This is a genomic window from Dokdonia sp., assembly GCF_039945015.1.
In the GTDB taxonomy this organism is placed as follows: Bacteria; Bacteroidota; Bacteroidia; order Flavobacteriales; family Flavobacteriaceae; genus Dokdonia.
In genome coordinates, this window is sequence record NZ_JBDUXP010000002.1 from 47,353 (window position 1) to 68,303 (window position 20,951).

A 20,951-nucleotide genomic window follows, 5' to 3' on the forward strand; every position below is an offset into this window, starting at 1 on the left:
ATTTATTTGGATAACTCGCTCAATCTGTCCTTTTCTTTCTGAGATAGTTTGTCATATCCGTTTTTATTTATTTTATCTAAAAGCTGATTTAACTCATTCTGTTTTGATACTTTTTTTTCATTGTATACATCCTCGATGGTATATGCATTTTTTGACCTTGAAAATGGATTGGAAACGATTAATAGATGTAGTTTTTTTACGATTAAGAATATAAAAATAAATGTTGGTACGACTATGAGTATGATAGGTATGGGGTTCTCTGTTAAGATTTTTGGCTCAAGAAGTATGGCTATGATTAATCCTATAATTCCGCCACCTAAATGAGCTTCGTGTCCAATGTTATCTTTTTGACTTTTAATACCATAAATAGAATACAATACATAGGCTATCCCATATAACCAGGCTGGAATAGCTATAGGCAATAAAATAAAGCCAATGTCCATGCCAGGAAATAGACCTATTGCAGCAAAGACCAATCCACTTACAGCCCCAGAAGCTCCAATTGCAGTATAATCTCCATGATTTCTATGAATGTATAAAGCAAATAAGTTACCCCCTATTAAACTTGCGATATATAATACTATAAATGCTGGAATCCCAATAAGTGCCTCTAGACTTTGACTAAAAAAGTATAGCGTAAGCATATTAAAAAAGAAATGTGCCCAATCTGCATGTAAAAAACCAGAAGTGATCAATCTCTTATAGTCCTTATTAATAAGAATTTGATCAACGTTAAAGGAGTATTTATTTAAGAAGAAAGTACTTTTTAGTCCTTTATATGTTATGACCCCATTGATGACAATGAGTGTTAATGCTACTATTCCAATTTCTTCCATTGGGGATTCTTCAATTTGTATTATTAACGATGGCTATATGGGTGATATGTTATAGAAAATGTCCAGAGTCTTTCTATTATAATCGAAAGATAATAAAATTGTGATAGAATTTGATGAGGTATTTAGATGTAAAAAAGAAATGTATTGTATTATTTAATTCCCTTGGACTAATGTTCCAAAGAGACCTACTGCTAGTTCTGCCCAGATAAGTAGAAGGACTATTAAAACTGTTATTATGATGGGAATTCGGTACTTTACATGCTTTATCTTCCGTAGTATAAAATCTATGACATACCCAGTACCAAGAAGAAGTGCGCCAGCAATAATAAAATCAGATAGTGTCCAATGCACTTCATCAGTAAACTGCATGGCTATTAATGGAATAAGCAAAATAACAACTGTAATGAGTATAATGACGCTATTCCTTTTATTTTTCATAGTTATAAATGTACCTTTTTATTCATATACATCTTCAATATATTCACATTAATACATATAATTTTATAGGTGTTTTAATAGTACATTTGAATATATAATGATGCTTTTGTAGTTTACATAGTGTACTCATGTATTTATGAAGAAGAAAGAACTCGATACTAAAAAAATAAAGAAACCTTGGCCTACTAAAGAAGCTATGGAACAGGTCTATGAAATGAATCTTTGGGGAAACAATACCTCTGATTTTTATTCAGGAGTAGGATCGCATCTTCCAGAAATAGTACAGCCATATGTAGAAGCTGTGACATCATTTTTGACTTCTTTTACAACCCCGCTTACGGTATGTGATTTAGGATGTGGAGATTTTAATGTAGGAAAAGAATTAGTAAAACACACTAAGAAATATGTTGCTGTAGACATCGTAGCAGACCTTATTGCTCATAATACGGTACTATTTAAAGAAGAACATGTAGAATTCCAATGTTTGGATTTAGCAATAGATGAATTACCTTTTGGAGATTGTGCTCTAGTAAGGCAAGTACTTCAACACGTATCTAATGCTGAAGTACAAGATATACTAAGTAAGTTGAGTGATTATAAATATGTTATTATAACCGAACATATTCCTGAAGGAGATTTTATACCTAACAAAGATATTATCTCAGGCCAAGGAATTAGACTAAAGAAGCAGAGTGGGATCAATGTATTAGCTCCGCCATTTAATTTTAAAGTAAAAGATGAAAAACAATTAGTATCAGTTATTTTAAATGATTGTAAAGGAGTTATAACAACAACATTATATACAATTTTTTAAAATCAATTTAAGCAAAGACCTTTTATGTTTTTTAAACTAATCACTCATAATAATCTATACTAAACATTTTATAACCACCTACCCTAAAGATTAAGCCTTAGTAACATAAGATATAATCATTTTAATACTCTTTTTAATTCATTTTTAGTTAACCAAGGTCTTTTTCGATGTAGCATTTTATGACAATTAGAACACACCATTACGATATCCTCTATTTTAGTTTTTTCATCTTTTTTCATTTCAGATATTGGTCTAGAATGATGACCTTCAATAAAATCAATGCCAATATCACCATATTTCGACTCAAAATTGAACTCACAAACTTCACAAAATAATTTCTTATTGATTTCTAAGAACTTTTGTTTAGCTAATCGTATTATTTTTGGATTTCGTTCTCTTAGAATATGTTGTCTAAGTTTCTTTTTTCCTTCAGGAAATCCACTATCATCTTCCGTTAAATCAATAGTTTTTCCATATGAAATGTAATCATTATATCCCCAAATTCCATTTCCTAAACCATCAACCGTAAAAAAAAGATCTTCATTACCTCCATATACTTTGGAATCCTTTGAGAATCGCTCTATCGTTCCTCTTACTGAAGCCTTCCATGTTTTTGTTAGTTTTTCTTTGGGCCTTATTTGTTCAACAGCATCATATATATCAGAATAATGACCTTCCCCTCCGATTAAATTAAATGCTTTTATAATATCGTCTTTCCAACTACTCATTTTATTTTAATTACGTATAACATGCATATAAAGATGTATCAAATATACTAGTAATACTGATAATTAATTAGTTATACGTTTATAAATTAGTCTATTACATAAACTTACCCCAAAAATAAAAATCAACGTTTAGCACGTGCCTCAGCAATTTCAACAAGTCGACTATCTATAGCTTCTTTAGACAACCAATGTCCTTGTACAAAGACACCCGCTACGTTTTTAAGATGCTTGATATCTTGTAAAGGATTATTATTTAATAAGACAAGATCGGCGCTTAAACCTTCTGTAATTGTTCCATATTCATCTTCGGCAGCAAAGAATGTCGCAGGATTAATTGTTCCCGATTGTAAGATCTGTAAAGGTGTCAGTCCGGCTCGGGACATTCCTGCAATCTCATGATGTATCGAAAACCCAGGAACATTAAATAATTGCGGTGCATCAGATCCTAATAAAATACCATGACCACCATCTTGCAATGCTTTAATGAGTTGTCTTCGTATGTCATTAAACTGCTGCCATTGTGCCTCATTAAAATCAGGATTATCTGTTGTGTATTGTCCTTTGCGTGCTTTCCAGTTAGCCAAAGTAGATGCAGGCATATATTTCATTTCTGGATCTTGTAATAAATCATCGGCAGTAGCAGGAGCAAACCAACGTTCGTACAAGCTTTGTGTAGGTATAATCCAAATGTTATGCTTTCGCGAAAGCATAACCAGTTCATTTATCTTTGTAACATCGGCTAGTGGTGTAAAGTTATACCCAAAAAAACCATTGTCTTCCGGTCGTACATTTGCTTCGGAAGGAACAAGTCCTTCTATAAACCCATCTACATGGTCAATGGCAGCGTAATTACTCTCTATCGCGTGTCGAATCCCTACATCTACAGGAACGTGCCCTGCAAAAGGAATCCCCACTTCATTTGCTGTGATAACTACTTGGTCAAAGACCTCACGTTTGATTCCAGGATGGATTTTCAAAAAGTCAAACCCCTCTTTTTGATACGCCGTTACTTTCTCGATGGCTTCCTCTTTGGTTTTGACAGAATTCCCGTTAAGCGACGGACTAGCTGTATAGATACGCGGACTTAAGAGATCGCCGTTTTTTGCTCTTTCGCGCAAGCGTAGATGTTCAGCATGTCCCAGCATACCGCGTATGGTGGTAATTCCGTTGGAGAGATATAAGAACAAGGTTTCTTCGGTATGCAGCGCACTCGAAGTAGGAGGAGGGATGTGTGCATGCATTTCGGCAAGTCCTGGGATGAGGTATTTTCCCGCCCCATTAATGATAGTTTTATAGGATTCTGGATGTTCTATGACAGTCGTAATGGTTTTTATTTTTCCAGAATCTATGACGACCTGTTGTGAAGGAATTTCATTTCCAGAGCGTACATTAATAATCGTAACATCGGTAATGAGTTGTGCCGATGGACTCACTGCTTCTTGTGGTTGCGCACAGGAAACGAATAGTAAAAAAGTTGTAAATACAGATAATAAAGTTTTCATAACAGTAATTTTAAAAAGTGTCAATAACAAGTACGCCTTTGTTTTTAAATTGATTCATTGCAGGAAGTTCGCTAATTGCGTCTTCTAGTGTAATGGTACGTTCGATTAATTTTTCGGGATGTAATTGTCCGTTTTTAATCATGGCAAGCATTTCTGGATACCGATGTGCTTGCATTCCGTGGCTTCCTATAATTTCTAATTCGTCAGAAAGCACCCGATCCATAGGCACCTTTTGATGTTTATGATCACCTGTCATCAACCCAACTTGAATATGCTTGCCTCGTTTGCGTAAACAGGAAATCGAATTAAAACAGGTCACGGCACTTCCCAATGCATCTACAGATACGTGCACACCTCCGTGAGAGAGTTCTTTGATATGGGCTACGATATCAGGATGATTATTTGCATTTATAGTGTGTGTGGCTCCTATCGCTTTCGCGAAAGCTAACGTCTCCTCATGAATATCGATAGCGATCACCTGTGCACCGACCGACCGTGCAATCATAATGGCAGAAAGTCCAACACCACCACATCCATGTATTGCGACATACTGTCCCCCTTGAACTTTTCCTTGATCTATAATGGCTCTGTATGACGTTATAAACCGACATCCTAAAGTAGCCGCAGTAATATCACTGATTTCTTCAGGAAGCTTGACAAGGTTGGTCATTGCATAATCTACAGTAGTATACTCGGCAAATGATCCCCAATGCGTAAATCCTGGTTGTGATTGGGTATCACATACTTGGTGATTTCCAGAAATACATTGATTACAACTCCCACATCCACATACAAATGGCATGGTCACACGATCACCAATGGCAAATCCTTTAACGTTTTTTCCTAACGCTTCTATCGTGCCTGCCAACTCATGACCAGGAATATGGGGTAACTGGATATCAGGGTCATGACCCATCCACCCGTGCCAATCACTTCTACAAAGTCCCGTAGCTGCTACTTTAATAACAACTCCGTGATCTTTAGGAGAAGGATCACTGACGTTCTGAATGCTCAACGGAGCTTGAAAATTCTCATATACAAGTGCTTTCATCAAATATGTACTGTTTTTTTAGGTATCTTTAAGTGGTATTAAATGCTACTATCTATGAAAATGATATCCAAAATAGCCTGTATTATATGTATTCTTTTGTCATTTCATTCCTATGGACAACAGACACAAAATGTACAGAAGACAACCATACAAGCCTATAATTTTAATACAGGAGCAATACGTAGTCATTCTGGATTTGCGCTTACCTTAGGTAAAAAAGGTATATCTGCTGTATTTGATCAAAGCTACGGACTTGCACGTCATATTGATCTTACACAAGTTACCAATAGCTATAAACAAAACTTACTCAGTGATACTTTTGTAGATACTTCTTTCATTTATAAGAAAGAAATTCCAGGGACAGCACCGTATAATAGTAGAAGGAGCCTTAGAGGCACCAATCTAGAGAGTTTTATAGTCACAGGTCTGATAAACACTTTTTTTAATTAACTTTTTGTTTTAAATTTTATACTATGATATCTCGTTCTTTATTCCTTTTGTTATTTATAGTGTCTTTTACTGCACAATCTCAAACACAAACTCCTTCCATTAGTGGGATATTAGATATAGATGCTAGTAATTTTTTGTTACAAACAAAAAGAGTTCAAAATATGGATATCGATATTTCATTCCGTTTTAATAAACTACCTAATATAGATGGAGTTTCTTCTTTTTCTCGTTATAACCGTATCACTGGTCTTAATGATGCATATATCCGATATCAAGAAACCTATGAGTATACAAGTTCTTCTATTCTGTTAGAAAATCAAACCCGTGGATTGTCTAAAATAGATTCCTTTAACCCCAATGGTGCTACCGATTTTGGTAATGCAATTGTAAATGGTGTCTTGAATCTTATTTTTGATTGATATGATCCAAAAATGGTTTCATATCTAATAACTTGATATCATCCCGTTTTCTAAGTTCTCTTAAGAACCACCCTTTATGTCCTGCTCCATAAATGATAAGCACACGCTTTCCCTTATAACGATGTTTTTCTAATGCTTTCTCGATATGCCAATAATGTGCAATATTGATATTCTCCCATCCACCAAGTCCTAACTCGACATTAAATAACCGATTATAAGTTTGTAATGCAACATCTTGAATCTCATCATAGCGATCTGTATGGATAAAGTAGGGGTCATTTACTTTTCCCGTGGCTTTGTATAAAGAATCAGAAAGTTGATTTGCCGTTACATAAGCTTGCCAGTCTTTTGTTCGAGTTGAATCTCTACTGATAGCTCTTAATTTTGCACTACGTTCTTCTGCCATAGGACGTGTCCAACCTGCAGTAGGAATGATTTCAAAATCTAATTCCTTAGTGAGTGGAAATACAACATCTACATATTCAGGAAAACGCATTACACGTGGTTCTGAAATACTATCGTCTCTCTTAAAACCTTCCATGACTTCTTGCATACGATCTGGAGGAATTTCAGCAAGAATATAATCAGGCTTGATCTCACGAATGAGTTTTTCTAGATATGCTGTGTTGTATACAGAGTCTGTCTTGTGTCCACTATGGATGGCTCCAAGAACAAGGACTTCGTTAAGTAGTTTTTCTGGTGCTTGTGTATCTTGTTGTTGTACACAACTTAGTATGGATAAAGATAGGAGGAAGAGAAGGAGTTTTAATTTCATATCTGGTGTGTTATCTAATGAGTGACGGTACTAGCGTGTTTAAATACAACAATTTGAGTACTCTTATTAAACATAGTCGTATCAATCGTATACCTATTACTAGGGAGACGCGTTACATTTGTTTTTTCTTCTAACCAAGGATCAATACCTCCTAAATCTTCAGGCTTGTCTATATCGGTTTCTAGATCAGGAATGCGATAGTGCATAGGGATAATAATAGTTGGCTGTATTGTTTCAAGAACAACGTCTAATTCTTCTTTTTTTAAGATATGGTATTTTGAATCTATTGGTGTTAAAAGGATATCGGTTTTACCTAAAGCGTCGTAATTTTCTTGTGTTAAAGGCCCATTGTCACCAAGATGTGTTATGGTAAGACCATTAACTTCTATTTTCCAAATGGTATTTTTTTGTCCAAATTCTTTGCCATAGGGATCACAATGTTTTCCTTTAATACCAGTGATTTTAAAATCTCCAAGGGTATAACTTCCCGGATCCTGATACAATGGGATTTTATCTTTCCAATATGGGGTTTTACCTAAGAATAATCCTCCATCGTGATCATAATGTGGATGTGTACTAAAAATGGCATCTGCTGTAATATCTTTAGGGAAATTATACCCTAGCCAAACTTTATCAGTATATGGATCAAGTAGGAGTGTGGTACCATGATATGAAATTTTGAAACTAGCATGTGCGATATACTCGATGATTACTTTTGGGGAATCATCTTGGGCAACAGTCTTATGTGTATTTGCTAATCCTATTATGCATAGCGATATGGTTATATAACGAATCCAGAAGTTCTTATTTTTCATATAATTTGTGTCATGGTAATTACTAGAGAACCCATAATTATAATTAATAATGCAATCGAAAACAATTTATCAGAAGCTTTTACATGTGGGTTTTTAGCTCCTAAACTATCATTTATCTCACCTGAGTTTCTTAGATAAAGAATGAAATCCCTCTGATGTATGCGTTCACTTATTCTTTTAAAAATTCGATCAAAAATCCAATAGACTATAGGTAAACAAAGTCCAAAATAGGTCATACGATCACTTTTGAATTGACTGTTTGTATTTATAATTCCTAAAACCCCAATGAATAGTAATACACCGCAAATAATCCATATTATTTTTGGGTTTTGCCATTTTTCTTTTCTAGTATAGAGAATAGAAAAAGGAAGAAATAAAGCAATTCCGATTCCGATGATGCTAGTATCCAATGTAGTTTGTTTTTATATAATCACTTTCTGTTGTTATTTATATACATGATTATGTCATTAACGCATCAATAATAGGGGTGATGGGTTGTAATTCATCTTGTGATATCGTAGTAGATTCTAAAACACTACTTCCTACAACGGTAAAGTGCGATTGCAATGCTTGTATACACTCTACAGATTCTTTGATAGTAACACCGTCTGGAACACGATAATAGGTTTTATCATAATCGGTGGGTTCTAGACAATCAAAATCAAAATGTAGGTATAGATGTGTTATACGCTTTCGCGAAAGCGTATCTACTAAATTTTGAATATCCAGTGTTTTAGGGTGATAAATATTACCTTCATCTAGGCGTATTTTCTCGGTAGCATCAATATCTCGTAATCCTACATAATGTATTTGATGTTGCTCTATTGTACTAGAAAGAAGTGGACTCATTTCTGGTTCTCCTTCGTCTAGTAAGGTACGTAATGGCATTCCATGAAAATTACAACTTGCCGAGTCACATGGTCTATTAATGTCTGCATGAGCATCAAACCAAATAACACCTAGGTTTGGGTATTTTTTATTTAGATAGGAAACAGGCACAATTTCCAAACCACAGTCACCACCTATTGTTTGTAGGCTTTCAGGTTGTTCTTGCTCTAATCGTTCTTTAAAACGCGAGAGCTGTTCTGTAATGGCTTCGTAATTATTAATTTTGTGTTTTTGGATTCCTTCTTTTCCTGCAATGATAGTAGATAAAGGAATGCTTTCAAAAGCAGGGTTATCAAGATAGTCTAATACTGTTTTTGCACCAGCTTCTATACCTTCGCCTATACCAGCGCCTTGCCATTGTGGGAAATATATTTTCAAGGGTTTATCTTTTTTAAATCAACATAAAAATCGTTAGCTATTTTGATCGTTTTTATTTTCCCATCTGCCTTAAAGGTTTTCCATTGTGTTGTAGGAGAAACCCACTGCCTTTCACCATTAATGAGAAGTTGTATAGGCATATCAAAATTTCTAACAGCATTTATATATCTAAAGGATACTTTGTTTTTTGATTTTTGATATTCTAATACAGGAATCTTTGTCGAACGTAAATATTGATTAAAGACATACTTTAAATTTCTACCTAAGTGTAGGCTTAAGTAGTTTTCTATCTGTTTAGTTGTTACCGTTTCGTGGCAAAATTCTGCATTTAAACCTCTTAATGTGCTACGCCATAATTCATCGTCTTGCGTGATCATACGGAGCATATGTAATAAATTCCCCCCTTTATAATACATATCGCCACCGCTACCTGTTTTTCGCACATCATAGGTACCTATAATGGGTTCATCATTCTGAATGTTTTTTCGAGTACCTATCACATATTCTGTAGCGGCTTCTTTTCCATAATGATAATCTAAAAATAGACTCTCAGAATAATTTGTAAAGCTTTCATGAATCCATAGATCTGCAACATCCTTACTGGTAATATTATTTGCAAACCATTCATGGCCTGACTCGTGAATAATAATAAAATCAAATTTTAATCCCCATCCAGTTCCTGATAGGTCACGTCCTAAATATCCATTCTGATACTTATTACCATAGGTCACCGAGCTTTGATGCTCCATCCCTAGATATGGAGCTTCTACAAGCTTATAGCTGTCCTCATAAAAAGGGTAAGGACCAAACCAGTGTTCAAAGGCTTCCATCATCAATGGCGCTTGCTTGAACTGCTCTTTTGCTTTTTCTTCATTTTCTTTAATTACCCAAAAATCCATGTCTAAAGGCCCTTTCTCTCCTTGATACGTTTGAGAGAACCGTATATAGTTTCCTATATTTAAGTTGACTCCATAACTATTAATAGGGTTTTTTACAGTCCAATGATATGTTTTTGATATAGCAGTAGAGTCTATACCTACCAAACGACCATTTGATACATCTACCAATTCCTTAGGCACTGTCACATGCATATCAAGACTATCTACCTCGTCATAGTTATGATCTTTGTTAGGCCACCATACACTGGCGCCTATTCCTTGATTTGCTGTAGCAATAAAAGGGCGTCCTGCGTTGTCTTTACTCCAAGTAAATCCGCCATCCCAAGGTGCTTTTTTTGCAACACGAGGTTTTCCTTCAAAACCTACAATGAGTTGATTATTATCTCCTTGATATTGCTTTTTTTTGAGCTTAATAAAATGTGCATCGCCTTCACTACGGATTTTTAAAGAGATTCCATCTTGAGTAGCTAATGTGATTTCCATAGGAGATTGTAAATCAATCTGTAATTCTTCCATACCTTCTTCAAGAACGGTATAGGTGATGATGTTTGTTCCTAGAATTAATTTTGCATCAGGATCTACATCTACAGATAAATCGTAGTGAGTGAGATCCCACCAAGCACGTTCTGGCGTAATAGCTCCCCTTAAGGTATCTTGTCGAGTATATTTCTGACTAAAGACACTTAAAGAAGTGAATAATAGGATAAACGGAAGGTATTTCATTATATATGGTTCGTTAGTATGTTTTCATCACAAATGTATAAAATACTACATCTATATTTTGAAATTTACTATTTTGAAATTTAAAGAGTTAATTTCTCATAATACTATTAGGAAAGACCACTGGACTTTCATGTCCATCTTTTCCTATAGCAGCAATTCCAAAAAAGAAATTATCAACGACAATTCCTTCTAACACGTGCTCTGTTACATTTCCTACAAATCTTGCATTGTCCCAAGTAGGTGAGGTAGTATCCCTCCAATATATTTTATATCCTACAGCACCTTCTACAGGGCTCCATTTGAACTTTGCATTTGCTTGTACAATTCCTCCAATAGAAACACTTTCTGGTGATGGTGGTGCCCAAGCGATACTAGCGAGTGTAATTGCGTTTACAGCAGTAAGTTTTGCTGCATAATCAAAGTTTACATGCTCAAAGGTATCGCCATAGTTAATTCCGTTTTCAGTACGAATATCTTGATGTTGTTGTGTGTAGTTTTCGTGTGCTTCCATAATACGAATTCCTGCAAATCCAGCATCATTAAATGGACGGTGATGTCCGCCACGACCAAAACGATCTAGACGATAAATCATCATAGGATTCATCTCTGGCATATAGGTTTTTACTGCTTTATGAATATAGCGTGCTAATTGTCGTGAGATGCCATCTACTTCACCACCATAAAAACGACGAGCACGGCGTTGTCGTTCTGTTTCGGTTGGAGGAACTGGTTCAGAAAAGATACGGAAGGTTCTATTATCTATCACACCATCTACTCCTGTGATGTTTCCTATCATATCATTGTTTAATATCCCGATGATGTCCCAATTATTTGCTTTCGCGAAAGCGGCCAATCCTTGACCTCCAAATAATCCTTGTTCTTCTCCAGAAAGTCCGACATATATAATACTGTTTTCAAATTTGTATTTTGAAAGAACACGTGCTGCTTCTATGGTACCAGCCATGCCACTTGCATTATCATTTGCTCCCGGAGAATCTGAGGTGTAATTTGTTGGATCAGATACACGACTGTCTATATCTCCGCTCATAAGAATGTATCGGTTTGGATATTTTGTTCCTCGTTGTATGGCTACAACATTCACAACTTCTACATCTTTTGTGATGCGTCCATTACGTCCTTTTTCTATAAGGTCTTTTTGATAAAAAACCTCTAGACAGCCATTACACGATGATGAGGTTGCATCAAACTGTCTTTTAATCCATCTTCGAGCAGCACCGATACCGCGTGTTTGAGAGACGGTATCACTTAGGGTATGACGTGTCCCAAAATCTGCTAATGTTTTTACATCATTTTTAATACGATCTGAAGAAACAGCATCGATAATATCATAGATTCTGGTATCAGTTTGTGCATATGTTGTAATGGATGCAAAAAGGAAGAATAGAAAAGAACTGTAAAAGATGATTTTTTGTGATCGTACTAGTTTGAGTTGCATGGTGATGAGTTTAAATTATAATACCTCCCTAATGTAAGTTATAAGGAGGTATTTATGAGTTTTGTAACAAAATTTTAAGAATATTCTACCGTTTTTCTATGAGTTGTATAGTTCCAAAAATACCTGCATCTATCCATCCTCTATTTTTGTCTTCTCCTTCTACTGGTACAGAGCCTATAAAGTTTTCGCGTTCTGGACTTGTATCATTGTCACAATAGGCAAGTGCAAAACCTAACTTTTGATTAGGTGCTAGTATTTTGGTTTCATTTGCAGTGTGATCTATATAAGTATCTTCATAAATAAAGATTTCACATTCCCATATAGTCGTAGTGCCATTTGTCTTACGTGAAGAATTGACATGGCTATTATAAAGGGTTGGGATTTCTCCTGGCGCTAGATCGACTACGTTACCATTCATTGCAACATGGTATGCAAAAGCATTATGATTAAATTGGTGTCCTCCGCCTGAGTTATCTGCATCTATAAAGATTTCAAGACAGTCATCATCCCACCATAATGTAAGTGGGTCTTCGTTTTTATCATATAATACGTCGTCTTTTATTTCTGCTATAAGATATAGTGCTTCTGGAGTCCAAGTGAGTTTATAACGACCTGAAAAATCTTCGTTACTATATGAATCTCCCAGCCAGTTCTGATCTAATGGTTGCCAGGTTGCCTTTTCCCATGCTGGATCATCTATATTACCATCTATAGATGGTGTGATGATTGCTTTTGGTACTTGTCGTAATTGATGATCTGTTTTTGGTAGGAAGACTTCAGCGATATCTTCGTTCTTATTAGGCTTACAACTTATAACAACGATGGCTATAAGTAGGGGTAAGAGTATATTTTTCATGTAAGGTGTTATCTTATGAATGTGACTTTAACAATTTTACTATTTTGTATCTGAAACTAAAGCAAGAAGGCTAGAAGTACTATTTGTAGTAATCCTAGTGATGTTAAATATCTTAGAATCTTTAAAAATTGTAAACACACGCCAAGTACTGTCAGTTTTTGGGTTGAATGCATAAATGACATTTCCTTTAGGCATTAAGATGGTACCATTAAGGAGCCAACACATATCTTCGGCCTCAGGAATGGTTTGTATAATAGTTTGTGTAGCGCCTGTCACCGGGTGTATTGATTTTATTTCCCAAATATCCTTTTCTTTACTAATATAACTTAGCAAATCTGAGTTTGGGATTTTATGTAAAGAACGTCCTATCTTCTTTTGTTGTGTATGATTTGTTCCTTTTTTAAGATCGGAAACGACAAGATCAAGTCCTCCATCTGCAAGCACAGAGGAGATAAGAATATCTTTGGTGTACCAAGTGTGATACCCTATTACGAGGTCTTTGATGACTTCCTTAGAAGTTCCAGAGGTATAGTCATAGGCATATAATCGTTGTAAACCCGTAGTGTCTAATCGTATCGCAGAAACTGCTTTCTGATTTGGAATCTTAGTAGGGGAGTACTCACTACCAAAACCAGTATCATTTATCCAAGCAATTTTTCCATCTCTTATATTATAGGAGGCAATATCCGTTTGTCCTTGTCTCGTACTTGCAAAAAGGACTTGATTGTCATTGTAGAAGGAGGGTTGATTATCGTATCCTTTGTTATTGGAGATATTACGTTGATTTGCTAATTCTAGTTTTTCTCCTTTTACGAGCACATCAAAGAGATATACTTCGGTATCAGATTGAGCAATAAGGCTCATAGAAGATAGAATAGCAAAAAACAGTATAAAGCAGAATTTCTGGCGCATCTTTATAATTTTGATCTAAAGATAACGTATCAAACGCTTTCGCGAAAGCAGACTATGAATATTTATACCTTACTACATATTTGTATAAATGTTACTTCACGATAAACTTTTGAGTCTCTAAAACCTGTCCTTGTTGCTGTATTTGATAAAAATAGATCCCATTTGATGGAAAGTCAGAACGGTTTATAACAGTTGTATTACTCGTAAGTTCTTCCTGACTTATAAGTTGCCCGAGAAGATTATAGAAAGCGATGGTTGTATTGTTTTGAGGATTATTGATAGTTACTATAGATTGATCAGTGATGGGGTTTGGAGTTAATGTGGCAGTTGTTTTTTGAATTTCAGAAATACTTAATAATGAGTCACAGTCTTCTTCATTTTCCGCAAAAATAAATAGTTCATTACCATTATTAAAACAATTTAAAAATGAAGGAGTATCACAAAATACTACTATTGGAGAGATCAAATCTCCCGTATCACCTAGTCCTTCTATCCATTGCACATAAGAGTTTGAAAAATTTGTATTATTAAAAACATCAAAGGTTATTACTTTCCTATTTTGTCCTGCTATAAATTGAGTGGAAACATCAATGACATCAGCCATTTGATTGTTATTTTCATCATCAAAACAATCTCCTCCAAAACCTATTTCTATACTATCTCCAACTTCTAAGGTAAAGTTATATAATATCTGTTCTCCTTGTGTCTCTGTATAACTATATACAATACCATTCTCTTCACGTAAAAACAAGTAGGTATTCCAATTTGGATTATTATCGTTGAATGTTGCTTCTAAAACAGCATATGTGATATCATTAATGATAACTTCTCCGTTTATTCTATAACCATTTAGATTTGTCTCAGAACATCCCATTGTGTCAGGATTATCTGGATCACAAAATCCATCATAATACCGAACACCCCACCGATTTCCTTGATCTGTTAAAGAAAAGTCTTGAGCGTAGGATATTGCACATTGTAGTATTAAGAAAATAAGTAGTCCTTTTTTCATAACTGTAGTTTATTATTCTAAAAATACATAAAAAAGAAGAGGATAGTGGTTTTTTAACAAAGTGCTCAACCTTAATTGATTACCATTTCTTAGTATGCTTTCGTGCTTTGGTGTTGCTTTTTTCCTTGAAAGCGTAGGAAGCATATGTATAATATGTGATCAAAATACTTTAATATACGTAGTTCCCTAAATTCTCTAAAATGAGAAAAATCCTGTCTGCCAAATCCTGTTCTTTTAATATTAAACTGTTATTCTGTTGCTGTTTTGTATTGGCATATTTTAAGACGTTTGATGGGTTTATTGTTGTGTGTTTGTATACATCAACACCATAAATCATCTGAAATAGGGTACTGTTTGTTTTTTTAATAAAGTACATACACTACCTTTTTTAAATATTAATCTTAAAACATTTTATATTATGTTAAAAAACATTTCAAATTTAGGCACTACATTAAGTAAAGATGAACAGAAACTTGTTAGTGGAGGGTTTCGTAGAAAAACATGTGGAAATAACACTCACTGTTATAATCAATATTTAGGTCCTGGTGACACATATTGTGGAAGTAATGGATATTGCCAATTCTGGTAGCATTCAATATACTATGTAAATAGAAAAATAGGCGGGTTGTAAAAACCCGCCTGTTTTTTTAACTGTAGCCTACATATCTCTAAATCGTCTTGTAGAGTCATAGGGCTGATCTGTATCTTGATGTTGCGTACGAGTAGTTGTAGGAGTATACGCATATAAACTTATAGCATCCCAATAGGGGACACCTAAGAAATCAGCAATCGTTTTTGCATTTTTCTTAACAGCTTCATAATTACCGTGGTCTATCACATTTTTTCTAGAACCATTTTCTAGAACAAGGTTGATTTCATAGCTTTTATAACTACTATTTTTTGTTTTCACACGCTCTTTTATAATCTGTATTCCTTCTACAGATGATAAAAGTGTCCATCCATGAGAACTTTGAATATCTCTTTTACTAGTTGGGTTTTTATAGCTTTTGTAATGATATCCTAATTTTTTATCAAACTTATGAGGTCTATGTAAAAAATATGTAGTGACTGCACCTCCTATTGTCATTGCTATGGGAACTAGAAGAAAAAGTACTTCAGAATTATTATCATCGTTTTTAAATACAAAATGTCTAATTACCAAAAAGAGAATAGGTCCAACTAAAAACAAGTATGTAAAAACCTTACTTACTGTATTTGGTTTGTACTCTAAGGTATTATTATCAACCTTAATTAAATTCACATTTTTATGACTACTACCGCCATGCTTTAAAGGCTCCCAAGAAGTTTTTTCTGCAAGTGGATGATTAAAAATTGCAGGATTAAGAGGTGGCTCTTCTTTAATTCCAAAAAACTTTTTTATACTTGATAACATAATGGTTACACTTTTTCTTTAAGATATGTCCCTGTAAATGATGTTTTGTTACGAGCTACTTCTTCTGGAGTTCCTTGTACGATGATGTTTCCACCATCTTTACCTCCGGTTAACCCAAGATCTATGACATGATCTGCACACTTAACTAGATCCATATTATGCTCTACAACAATAATACTATGTCCTTTCTGGATAAGTGCTTCAAAAGAAGCAAGTAGTTTCTTTATATCATGAAAATGCAATCCAGTAGTTGGTTCATCAAAAATAAACAATGCCTTGTCTTTGGTATTCCCTTTAACCAAGAAGGAAGCTAGTTTAATACGTTGCGCTTCACCTCCAGATAGGGTAGAGGAGCTCTGTCCTAGCGTAACATATCCTAACCCTACATCTTGTAGGGGTTTTAATTTTCTAGTAATCTTACTTTCATTGTGTTCTTCAAAAAATGCTACAGCATCATCTATGGTCATTGTAAGGATATGATCAATATTTTTGCCATTAAAAGTGACTTCTAGTACTTCTTTCTTAAAACGTTTTCCTTTGCAGTTCTCACATTCTAGATGGACATCTGCCATAAATTGCATTTCGATAGTAACTTCGCCCTCCCCTTTACAGGTCTCACATCTTCCTCCGTCTACATTAAAAGAAAAATGCTTGGTTTTATACCCACGTATTTTACTCAGCTTCTGACTTTCATATAATTTTCGGATATCGTCATATGCTTTTATATAGGTTACTGGATTTGATCTTGATGATCTTCCTATCGGGTTTTGATCTACAAATTCAACTGTTTTTATACTATCAAACTTCCCTTTGATTTCTGTAAACTGCCCCGCTTTTTGTCCATAGCCACCTATTTCTTTTAATAAGGCTGGATATAAGAGTTTGCGTACAAGTGTACTTTTACCACTACCAGAAACGCCTGTAACTGCTGTAAAAACACCTAGCGGAAAACGAGCATCAATGTTTTTTAGGTTATTTTCTCTCGCACCTATGATATCTATATAATAATCTGTCTTTCTACGTGTAGAAGGAAGTGTAATTTCCATACTACCGTTTAAGTATTTTGCAGTAAGGGAGTCACTAGCAAGAATTGCTTCATAATTACCTGTAGCAACTACGTGGCCTCCAAAAGTTCCAGCTTCAGGGCCGATATCTATAATTTCATCGGCAGCCTTCATAATGTCTTCATCATGCTCTACCACAATCACAGTATTTCCTAGATCACGTAATGACTTAAGTACATCAATTAGTTTTTCTGTGTCTTTAGGGTGTAAGCCTATGCTCGGTTCATCAAGAATATACATAGACCCAACAAGACTACTACCTAAAGAAGTTGCAAGATTAATACGTTGTGATTCTCCTCCAGATAAAGTATTTGACTTACGATTAAGGGTTAAGTAGTCGAGCCCTACTTTTGATAAAAACTCAAGCCTACTGCTTATTTCTTTAAGAAGACGCTTTGCGATTTGAGCATCATATTCATTTAATTCTAATTCTTTAAAATAGATAGCGACTTCATCAAGAGGAAGTGATACAAGGTCCAAAATATTTTTATCACCCACATATACATAGGTAGCTTCTGGTCTAAGGCGTTTTCCTTTACAGGTGTTACATTTTGTTTTTCCTCTATAACGAGAAAGCATTACGCGATTCTGAATTTTATAGGCTTTGGATTCTAAAAATTCAAAAAATTGATTAATCCCTTGAAAATGCTCGTTGCCTTCCCATAATATTTGTTTTTGCTCTTCTGTAAGTTCAAAGTACGGTTTGTGTATAGGGAAGTCAAATTTATAAGCGCTATTTACGAGTTGATCTCTATAGTAACTCATACTTTCTCCTCTCCAAGGGAATACACAATTATCATATACAGATAATCCAGTATTAGGGACTACAAGGTCATCATCTATACCTATTACATCTCCATATCCTTCACAAGTAGGGCAAGCTCCATAAGGGTTGTTAAAGCTAAATAAATGAACGTTTGGTTCTAGAAATGAGATGCCATCTAGTTCAAATTTGTTTGAAAACTGTTTAGAGCTTCCATCTTTTATCGCTTCAATAAACAATGTTCCTTTACCTTCAAAAAATGCAGTTTGAACAGCATCTGCAAGACGGTTTTTAAAATCTTCATCTTCAGGATTTGTCACAATCCTATCTACAACAAGAAGAATATCTTTTGCTTTTAGTTTCTTAATTGTATTTCCTAATTCGTCAATACGTTTTATTTCATCTTTTATTTTTACTCTGGCATATCCTTGATGTAAAAGTGCTTTAACTTTGTCTTCTAACTTGCGTCCTTCTTCAAGGTGGATAGGAGCGAGGAGGAGGAGTTTTTCCGCTTTCGCGAAAGCGTTTACATAAGAAACCACATCGGTCACAGTATCTTTCTTTACTTGATGACCAGAAATAGGAGAAATGGTTTTTCCAATACGTGCATATACTAATTTTAGATAGTCATAGATCTCTGTTGAGGTTCCGACGGTTGATCTAGGATTTGTCGAGTTTACCTTTTGTTCTATCGCAATAGCAGGAGCAATCCCTTTTATATAATCTACTTTTGGCTTATCCAGACGTCCTAAAAACTGACGAGCATAAGAAGAAAGACTTTCTACATAACGACGTTGTCCCTCTGCATATAAAGTATCAAAGGCAAGACTTGATTTTCCAGAACCGGAAAGCCCAGTAATAACCACTAGTTTGTTACGCGGGATAATGGCATTTATATTTTTGAGATTATGGAGTTTTGCTCCTTTGATAATGATATTATCTTTGGGGTTTACTAGAGAAATGTCTACAGGCATAGCTATTTTTTGCATCAAAAAAACAAAGATACTACTTCTGTTTCATACCGAAAACACTGATGTTTTGGTATTTTTTTTAAATAAATCGTAATATTTTTTTGCAATTGTTGTCAGAATACCATTATATTTACCATCATTAACACAATAATTTAAATTTCTGCCTATAGCATATTATTACTTTTTTTAACATGATGATTGAAGGAACAGTCCTTCATAGTTAACCTACAAAAGTGTGATATGAAAACAGTGTTAATAGACGATGCTCTACTTGTCAGCAATTATATTAATGGAGACGAAAATGCATTAACAGCCCTAGTTAAAAGGCACAAGCAACGTATTTATAGCTTTATTTATTCTAAAGTATACGATAGAGATGTATCTGAAGATATTTTTCAGGATACTTTTATCAAGGTCATTAATACCCTTAAAAGAGGGCGATATAATGAAGAAGGTAAATTCCTTCCTTGGGTAATGCGTATTGCACATAACTTGGTTATTGATCATTTTAGACGTAATAATCGGATGCCTAAATTTGATAATGACGGTGAATTCAGCATATTTTCTGTGTTGAGTGATAATTGTCTTAATGCTGAAAAACAATTAATAAAAGATCAAGTAGAATGTGATGTACGTCGCTTGATTCAAGAACTTCCAGATGATCAAAAGGAAGTACTATATATGAGAGTATATCAAGAAATGAGTTTTAAAGATATCTCAGAGAAAACAGGAGTTAGTATCAATACTGCTTTGGGTAGAATGAGATATGCGCTTATTAATTTGCGTAAGGTTATAGAGAAACATAACATTATTTTAACAAACTAATATAATAAGCTTGACAATTTTGCGTTATTGAGATAATTACTAACTCAAACAAACGCTAAATGGCAAAAATTTACTCAGAACCATCGCCGGGTAAACAGGCGGAAAATATGGAACCAAAGTCGGAAACGATTGCGTTCTTACTTAATTATTCTAAGGCTTTAAGTGTTATACATTATAAATCGATGAGGTTTGAAGCACTCATCAACTAAACTTTGTGAAAAGCCCGATTTTTAGCAATCGGGCTTTTTTTTTATTTCTTTTTTGCTCGATTTGCCATCATTTTTTCATAATCGGCGATCACCGTTTTTCTTCCTATTGTTTTGGTAATGATATCTTTTTCTAAATCCCATCCACGTGCAGGAGAAAATTGACGTCCATACCATATAATTTGTAAATGCAAATCATTCCATACGTGTTCTGGAAATAATCGCTTTGCATCTTTTTCTGTTTGCACAACATTTTTTCCATTAGTAAATCCCCAACGATACATCAATCTATGTATATGAGTATCTACAGGAAATGCAGGAGTGCCAAATGCTTGAGAGACAACAACACTTGCTGTTTTATGTCCTACCGCAGGAAACTCTTCTAACAATGCAATATCATTAGGAACTTTGCCATTATACTTATCTATAATCATATGCGAGAGTCCATGGATTCCTTTGGCCTTCATAGGAGAGAGACCCACTGGTTTTATTATTTCTCGTATTTCTTCTACCGTAAGTTTTATCATATCATACGGATTATCAGCTACTTCAAAGAGTAAAGGTGTAATCATATTTACACGTACGTCTGTACTTTGAGCACTCATTAATACAGCAATAAGTAAAGTGTATGGATCTTTATGATCTAATGGAATAGGGATTTGAGGATATAATTTTTTTAATGTATCTATAACGAAATCAACTTTTTCTTGCTTAGTCATTTTGTATATTTAGCAGGATTATTATGAAATAAAACACTTTATGTATTTTTTATGATGA

The 20,951-nt window shown here is 34.6% G+C and carries 22 protein-coding genes; 4 read left to right on the forward strand and 18 right to left on the reverse strand.

What is annotated here, in order from left to right:
* Positions 1-2: 2 nt before the first annotated feature.
* Together ABJD27_RS00315 and ABJD27_RS00320 are read right to left on the reverse strand one after the other, a co-directional pair.
* Entirely contained in the window at positions 3-836 is an 834-nt protein-coding gene (locus tag ABJD27_RS00315; protein WP_348169960.1) for a rhomboid family intramembrane serine protease, read from the reverse strand.
* A gap of 153 nt (positions 837-989) precedes the next feature.
* Positions 990-1,274, reverse strand: a complete 285-nt coding sequence (locus ABJD27_RS00320) for a hypothetical protein (RefSeq protein WP_348169957.1) — start codon at positions 1,272-1,274, stop codon at positions 990-992.
* Between the two features lie 136 nt (positions 1,275-1,410).
* Between ABJD27_RS00320 and ABJD27_RS00325 the strand changes: the two genes are divergently transcribed.
* The gene (locus ABJD27_RS00325; protein WP_348169954.1) at positions 1,411-2,088 is read left to right on the forward strand and encodes a class I SAM-dependent methyltransferase; all 678 of its coding nucleotides are present in this window, start codon (positions 1,411-1,413) and stop codon (positions 2,086-2,088) included.
* Between the two features lie 116 nt (positions 2,089-2,204).
* On the opposite strand, the gene ABJD27_RS00330 is transcribed toward ABJD27_RS00325, so the two are convergent.
* From ABJD27_RS00330 to ABJD27_RS00340, 3 genes are all read right to left on the reverse strand, one after another.
* Positions 2,205-2,816 (reverse strand): HNH endonuclease, encoded by a 612-nt coding sequence (locus tag ABJD27_RS00330; RefSeq protein ID WP_348169952.1) that lies wholly within the window; start codon positions 2,814-2,816, stop codon positions 2,205-2,207.
* 122 nt (positions 2,817-2,938) lie between these two features.
* Positions 2,939-4,318 (reverse strand): amidohydrolase family protein, encoded by a 1,380-nt coding sequence (locus ABJD27_RS00335; RefSeq protein ID WP_348169949.1) that lies wholly within the window; start codon positions 4,316-4,318, stop codon positions 2,939-2,941.
* A gap of 10 nt (positions 4,319-4,328) precedes the next feature.
* On the reverse strand, positions 4,329-5,369 hold the full coding sequence (locus tag ABJD27_RS00340; RefSeq protein WP_348169946.1) for a zinc-dependent alcohol dehydrogenase family protein: 1,041 nt from the start codon (positions 5,367-5,369) through the stop codon (positions 4,329-4,331).
* Positions 5,370-5,423: 54 nt separating this feature from the next.
* On the opposite strand from ABJD27_RS00340, the gene ABJD27_RS00345 reads away from it, so the two are divergent.
* Both ABJD27_RS00345 and ABJD27_RS00350 read left to right on the forward strand, forming a co-directional pair.
* Positions 5,424-5,819, forward strand: a complete 396-nt coding sequence (locus tag ABJD27_RS00345) for a hypothetical protein (RefSeq protein WP_348169943.1) — start codon at positions 5,424-5,426, stop codon at positions 5,817-5,819.
* 23 nt (positions 5,820-5,842) lie between these two features.
* Positions 5,843-6,238 (forward strand): hypothetical protein, encoded by a 396-nt coding sequence (locus ABJD27_RS00350; protein WP_348169939.1) that lies wholly within the window; start codon positions 5,843-5,845, stop codon positions 6,236-6,238.
* Here the strand turns inward: ABJD27_RS00350 and ABJD27_RS00355 are convergent.
* From ABJD27_RS00355 to uvrA, 12 genes are all read right to left on the reverse strand, one after another.
* Positions 6,225-7,013 (reverse strand): hypothetical protein, encoded by a 789-nt coding sequence (locus tag ABJD27_RS00355; protein WP_348169936.1) that lies wholly within the window; start codon positions 7,011-7,013, stop codon positions 6,225-6,227. The two genes, ABJD27_RS00350 and ABJD27_RS00355, sit on opposite strands and share 14 nt — an antisense overlap.
* Before the next feature lie 14 nt (positions 7,014-7,027).
* Positions 7,028-7,828, reverse strand: a complete 801-nt coding sequence (locus tag ABJD27_RS00360; RefSeq protein ID WP_348169933.1) for an MBL fold metallo-hydrolase — start codon at positions 7,826-7,828, stop codon at positions 7,028-7,030.
* Positions 7,825-8,238, reverse strand: a complete 414-nt coding sequence (locus ABJD27_RS00365; RefSeq protein WP_348169930.1) for a hypothetical protein — start codon at positions 8,236-8,238, stop codon at positions 7,825-7,827. Before ABJD27_RS00365 ends, ABJD27_RS00360 begins: the two co-directional genes overlap by 4 nt.
* Before the next feature lie 49 nt (positions 8,239-8,287).
* Entirely contained in the window at positions 8,288-9,094 is an 807-nt protein-coding gene (locus ABJD27_RS00370) for an arginase family protein (protein WP_348169927.1), read from the reverse strand.
* Entirely contained in the window at positions 9,091-10,716 is a 1,626-nt protein-coding gene (locus ABJD27_RS00375) for a M1 family metallopeptidase (RefSeq protein WP_348169924.1), read from the reverse strand. Before ABJD27_RS00375 ends, ABJD27_RS00370 begins: the two co-directional genes overlap by 4 nt.
* A gap of 88 nt (positions 10,717-10,804) precedes the next feature.
* Positions 10,805-12,172: a M28 family metallopeptidase gene (locus ABJD27_RS00380; RefSeq protein ID WP_348169921.1), complete on the reverse strand. Its 1,368-nt coding sequence runs from the start codon at positions 12,170-12,172 to the stop codon at positions 10,805-10,807.
* An 85-nt stretch (positions 12,173-12,257) separates the two neighbouring features.
* On the reverse strand, positions 12,258-13,028 hold the full coding sequence (locus ABJD27_RS00385; RefSeq protein WP_348169918.1) for a sugar-binding protein: 771 nt from the start codon (positions 13,026-13,028) through the stop codon (positions 12,258-12,260).
* A gap of 39 nt (positions 13,029-13,067) precedes the next feature.
* Positions 13,068-13,940 (reverse strand): hypothetical protein, encoded by an 873-nt coding sequence (locus ABJD27_RS00390; protein WP_348169915.1) that lies wholly within the window; start codon positions 13,938-13,940, stop codon positions 13,068-13,070.
* A gap of 91 nt (positions 13,941-14,031) precedes the next feature.
* The gene (locus tag ABJD27_RS00395) at positions 14,032-14,952 is read right to left on the reverse strand and encodes a T9SS type A sorting domain-containing protein (protein WP_348169912.1); all 921 of its coding nucleotides are present in this window, start codon (positions 14,950-14,952) and stop codon (positions 14,032-14,034) included.
* 169 nt (positions 14,953-15,121) lie between these two features.
* Positions 15,122-15,328 (reverse strand): hypothetical protein, encoded by a 207-nt coding sequence (locus tag ABJD27_RS00400; protein ID WP_348169909.1) that lies wholly within the window; start codon positions 15,326-15,328, stop codon positions 15,122-15,124.
* Positions 15,329-15,610: 282 nt separating this feature from the next.
* Positions 15,611-16,345: a hypothetical protein gene (locus tag ABJD27_RS00405; protein ID WP_348169906.1), complete on the reverse strand. Its 735-nt coding sequence runs from the start codon at positions 16,343-16,345 to the stop codon at positions 15,611-15,613.
* A 5-nt stretch (positions 16,346-16,350) separates the two neighbouring features.
* Positions 16,351-19,146 carry an excinuclease ABC subunit UvrA gene (gene uvrA, locus ABJD27_RS00410; RefSeq protein ID WP_348169903.1) on the reverse strand — a complete coding sequence of 932 codons (2,796 nt, stop codon included), beginning with the start codon at positions 19,144-19,146 and terminating at the stop codon, positions 16,351-16,353.
* Positions 19,147-19,383: 237 nt separating this feature from the next.
* Between uvrA and ABJD27_RS00415 the strand changes: the two genes are divergently transcribed.
* On the forward strand, positions 19,384-19,968 hold the full coding sequence (locus tag ABJD27_RS00415) for a sigma-70 family RNA polymerase sigma factor (RefSeq protein WP_348169900.1): 585 nt from the start codon (positions 19,384-19,386) through the stop codon (positions 19,966-19,968).
* Positions 19,969-20,218: 250 nt separating this feature from the next.
* Here ABJD27_RS00415 and nth read toward each other — a convergent pair whose 3' ends face one another.
* Positions 20,219-20,893, reverse strand: coding sequence for an endonuclease III (gene nth / locus ABJD27_RS00420; RefSeq protein ID WP_348169897.1), 675 nt, complete (start codon positions 20,891-20,893; stop codon positions 20,219-20,221).
* Positions 20,894-20,951: the final 58 nt, after the last annotated feature.

Excerpts from the sequence above, each read along its gene's own strand:
- ABJD27_RS00320 (WP_348169957.1), bottom strand. The coding sequence starts at position 1,274 with ATGAAAAATAAAAGGAATAGCGTCATTATACTCATTACAGTTGTTATT.
- ABJD27_RS00340 (WP_348169946.1), bottom strand. The coding sequence starts at position 5,369 with ATGAAAGCACTTGTATATGAGAATTTTCAAGCTCCGTTGAGCATTCAG.
- ABJD27_RS00345 (WP_348169943.1), top strand. The coding sequence starts at position 5,424 with ATGAAAATGATATCCAAAATAGCCTGTATTATATGTATTCTTTTGTCA.
- ABJD27_RS00360 (WP_348169933.1), bottom strand. The coding sequence starts at position 7,828 with ATGAAAAATAAGAACTTCTGGATTCGTTATATAACCATATCGCTATGC.
- ABJD27_RS00375 (WP_348169924.1), bottom strand. The coding sequence starts at position 10,716 with ATGAAATACCTTCCGTTTATCCTATTATTCACTTCTTTAAGTGTCTTT.
- ABJD27_RS00350 (WP_348169939.1), top strand. The coding sequence starts at position 5,843 with ATGATATCTCGTTCTTTATTCCTTTTGTTATTTATAGTGTCTTTTACT.
- ABJD27_RS00325 (WP_348169954.1), top strand. The coding sequence starts at position 1,411 with ATGAAGAAGAAAGAACTCGATACTAAAAAAATAAAGAAACCTTGGCCT.
- ABJD27_RS00400 (WP_348169909.1), bottom strand. The coding sequence starts at position 15,328 with ATGTACTTTATTAAAAAAACAAACAGTACCCTATTTCAGATGATTTAT.
- ABJD27_RS00380 (WP_348169921.1), bottom strand. The coding sequence starts at position 12,172 with ATGCAACTCAAACTAGTACGATCACAAAAAATCATCTTTTACAGTTCT.
- nth (WP_348169897.1), bottom strand. The coding sequence starts at position 20,893 with ATGACTAAGCAAGAAAAAGTTGATTTCGTTATAGATACATTAAAAAAA.
- ABJD27_RS00405 (WP_348169906.1), bottom strand. The coding sequence starts at position 16,345 with ATGTTATCAAGTATAAAAAAGTTTTTTGGAATTAAAGAAGAGCCACCT.
- ABJD27_RS00390 (WP_348169915.1), bottom strand. The coding sequence starts at position 13,940 with ATGCGCCAGAAATTCTGCTTTATACTGTTTTTTGCTATTCTATCTTCT.
- ABJD27_RS00315 (WP_348169960.1), bottom strand. The coding sequence starts at position 836 with ATGGAAGAAATTGGAATAGTAGCATTAACACTCATTGTCATCAATGGG.
- ABJD27_RS00355 (WP_348169936.1), bottom strand. The coding sequence starts at position 7,013 with ATGAAATTAAAACTCCTTCTCTTCCTCCTATCTTTATCCATACTAAGT.
- uvrA (WP_348169903.1), bottom strand. The coding sequence starts at position 19,146 with ATGCCTGTAGACATTTCTCTAGTAAACCCCAAAGATAATATCATTATC.
- ABJD27_RS00385 (WP_348169918.1), bottom strand. The coding sequence starts at position 13,028 with ATGAAAAATATACTCTTACCCCTACTTATAGCCATCGTTGTTATAAGT.
- ABJD27_RS00415 (WP_348169900.1), top strand. The coding sequence starts at position 19,384 with ATGAAAACAGTGTTAATAGACGATGCTCTACTTGTCAGCAATTATATT.
- ABJD27_RS00395 (WP_348169912.1), bottom strand. The coding sequence starts at position 14,952 with ATGAAAAAAGGACTACTTATTTTCTTAATACTACAATGTGCAATATCC.
- ABJD27_RS00335 (WP_348169949.1), bottom strand. The coding sequence starts at position 4,318 with ATGAAAACTTTATTATCTGTATTTACAACTTTTTTACTATTCGTTTCC.
- ABJD27_RS00330 (WP_348169952.1), bottom strand. The coding sequence starts at position 2,816 with ATGAGTAGTTGGAAAGACGATATTATAAAAGCATTTAATTTAATCGGA.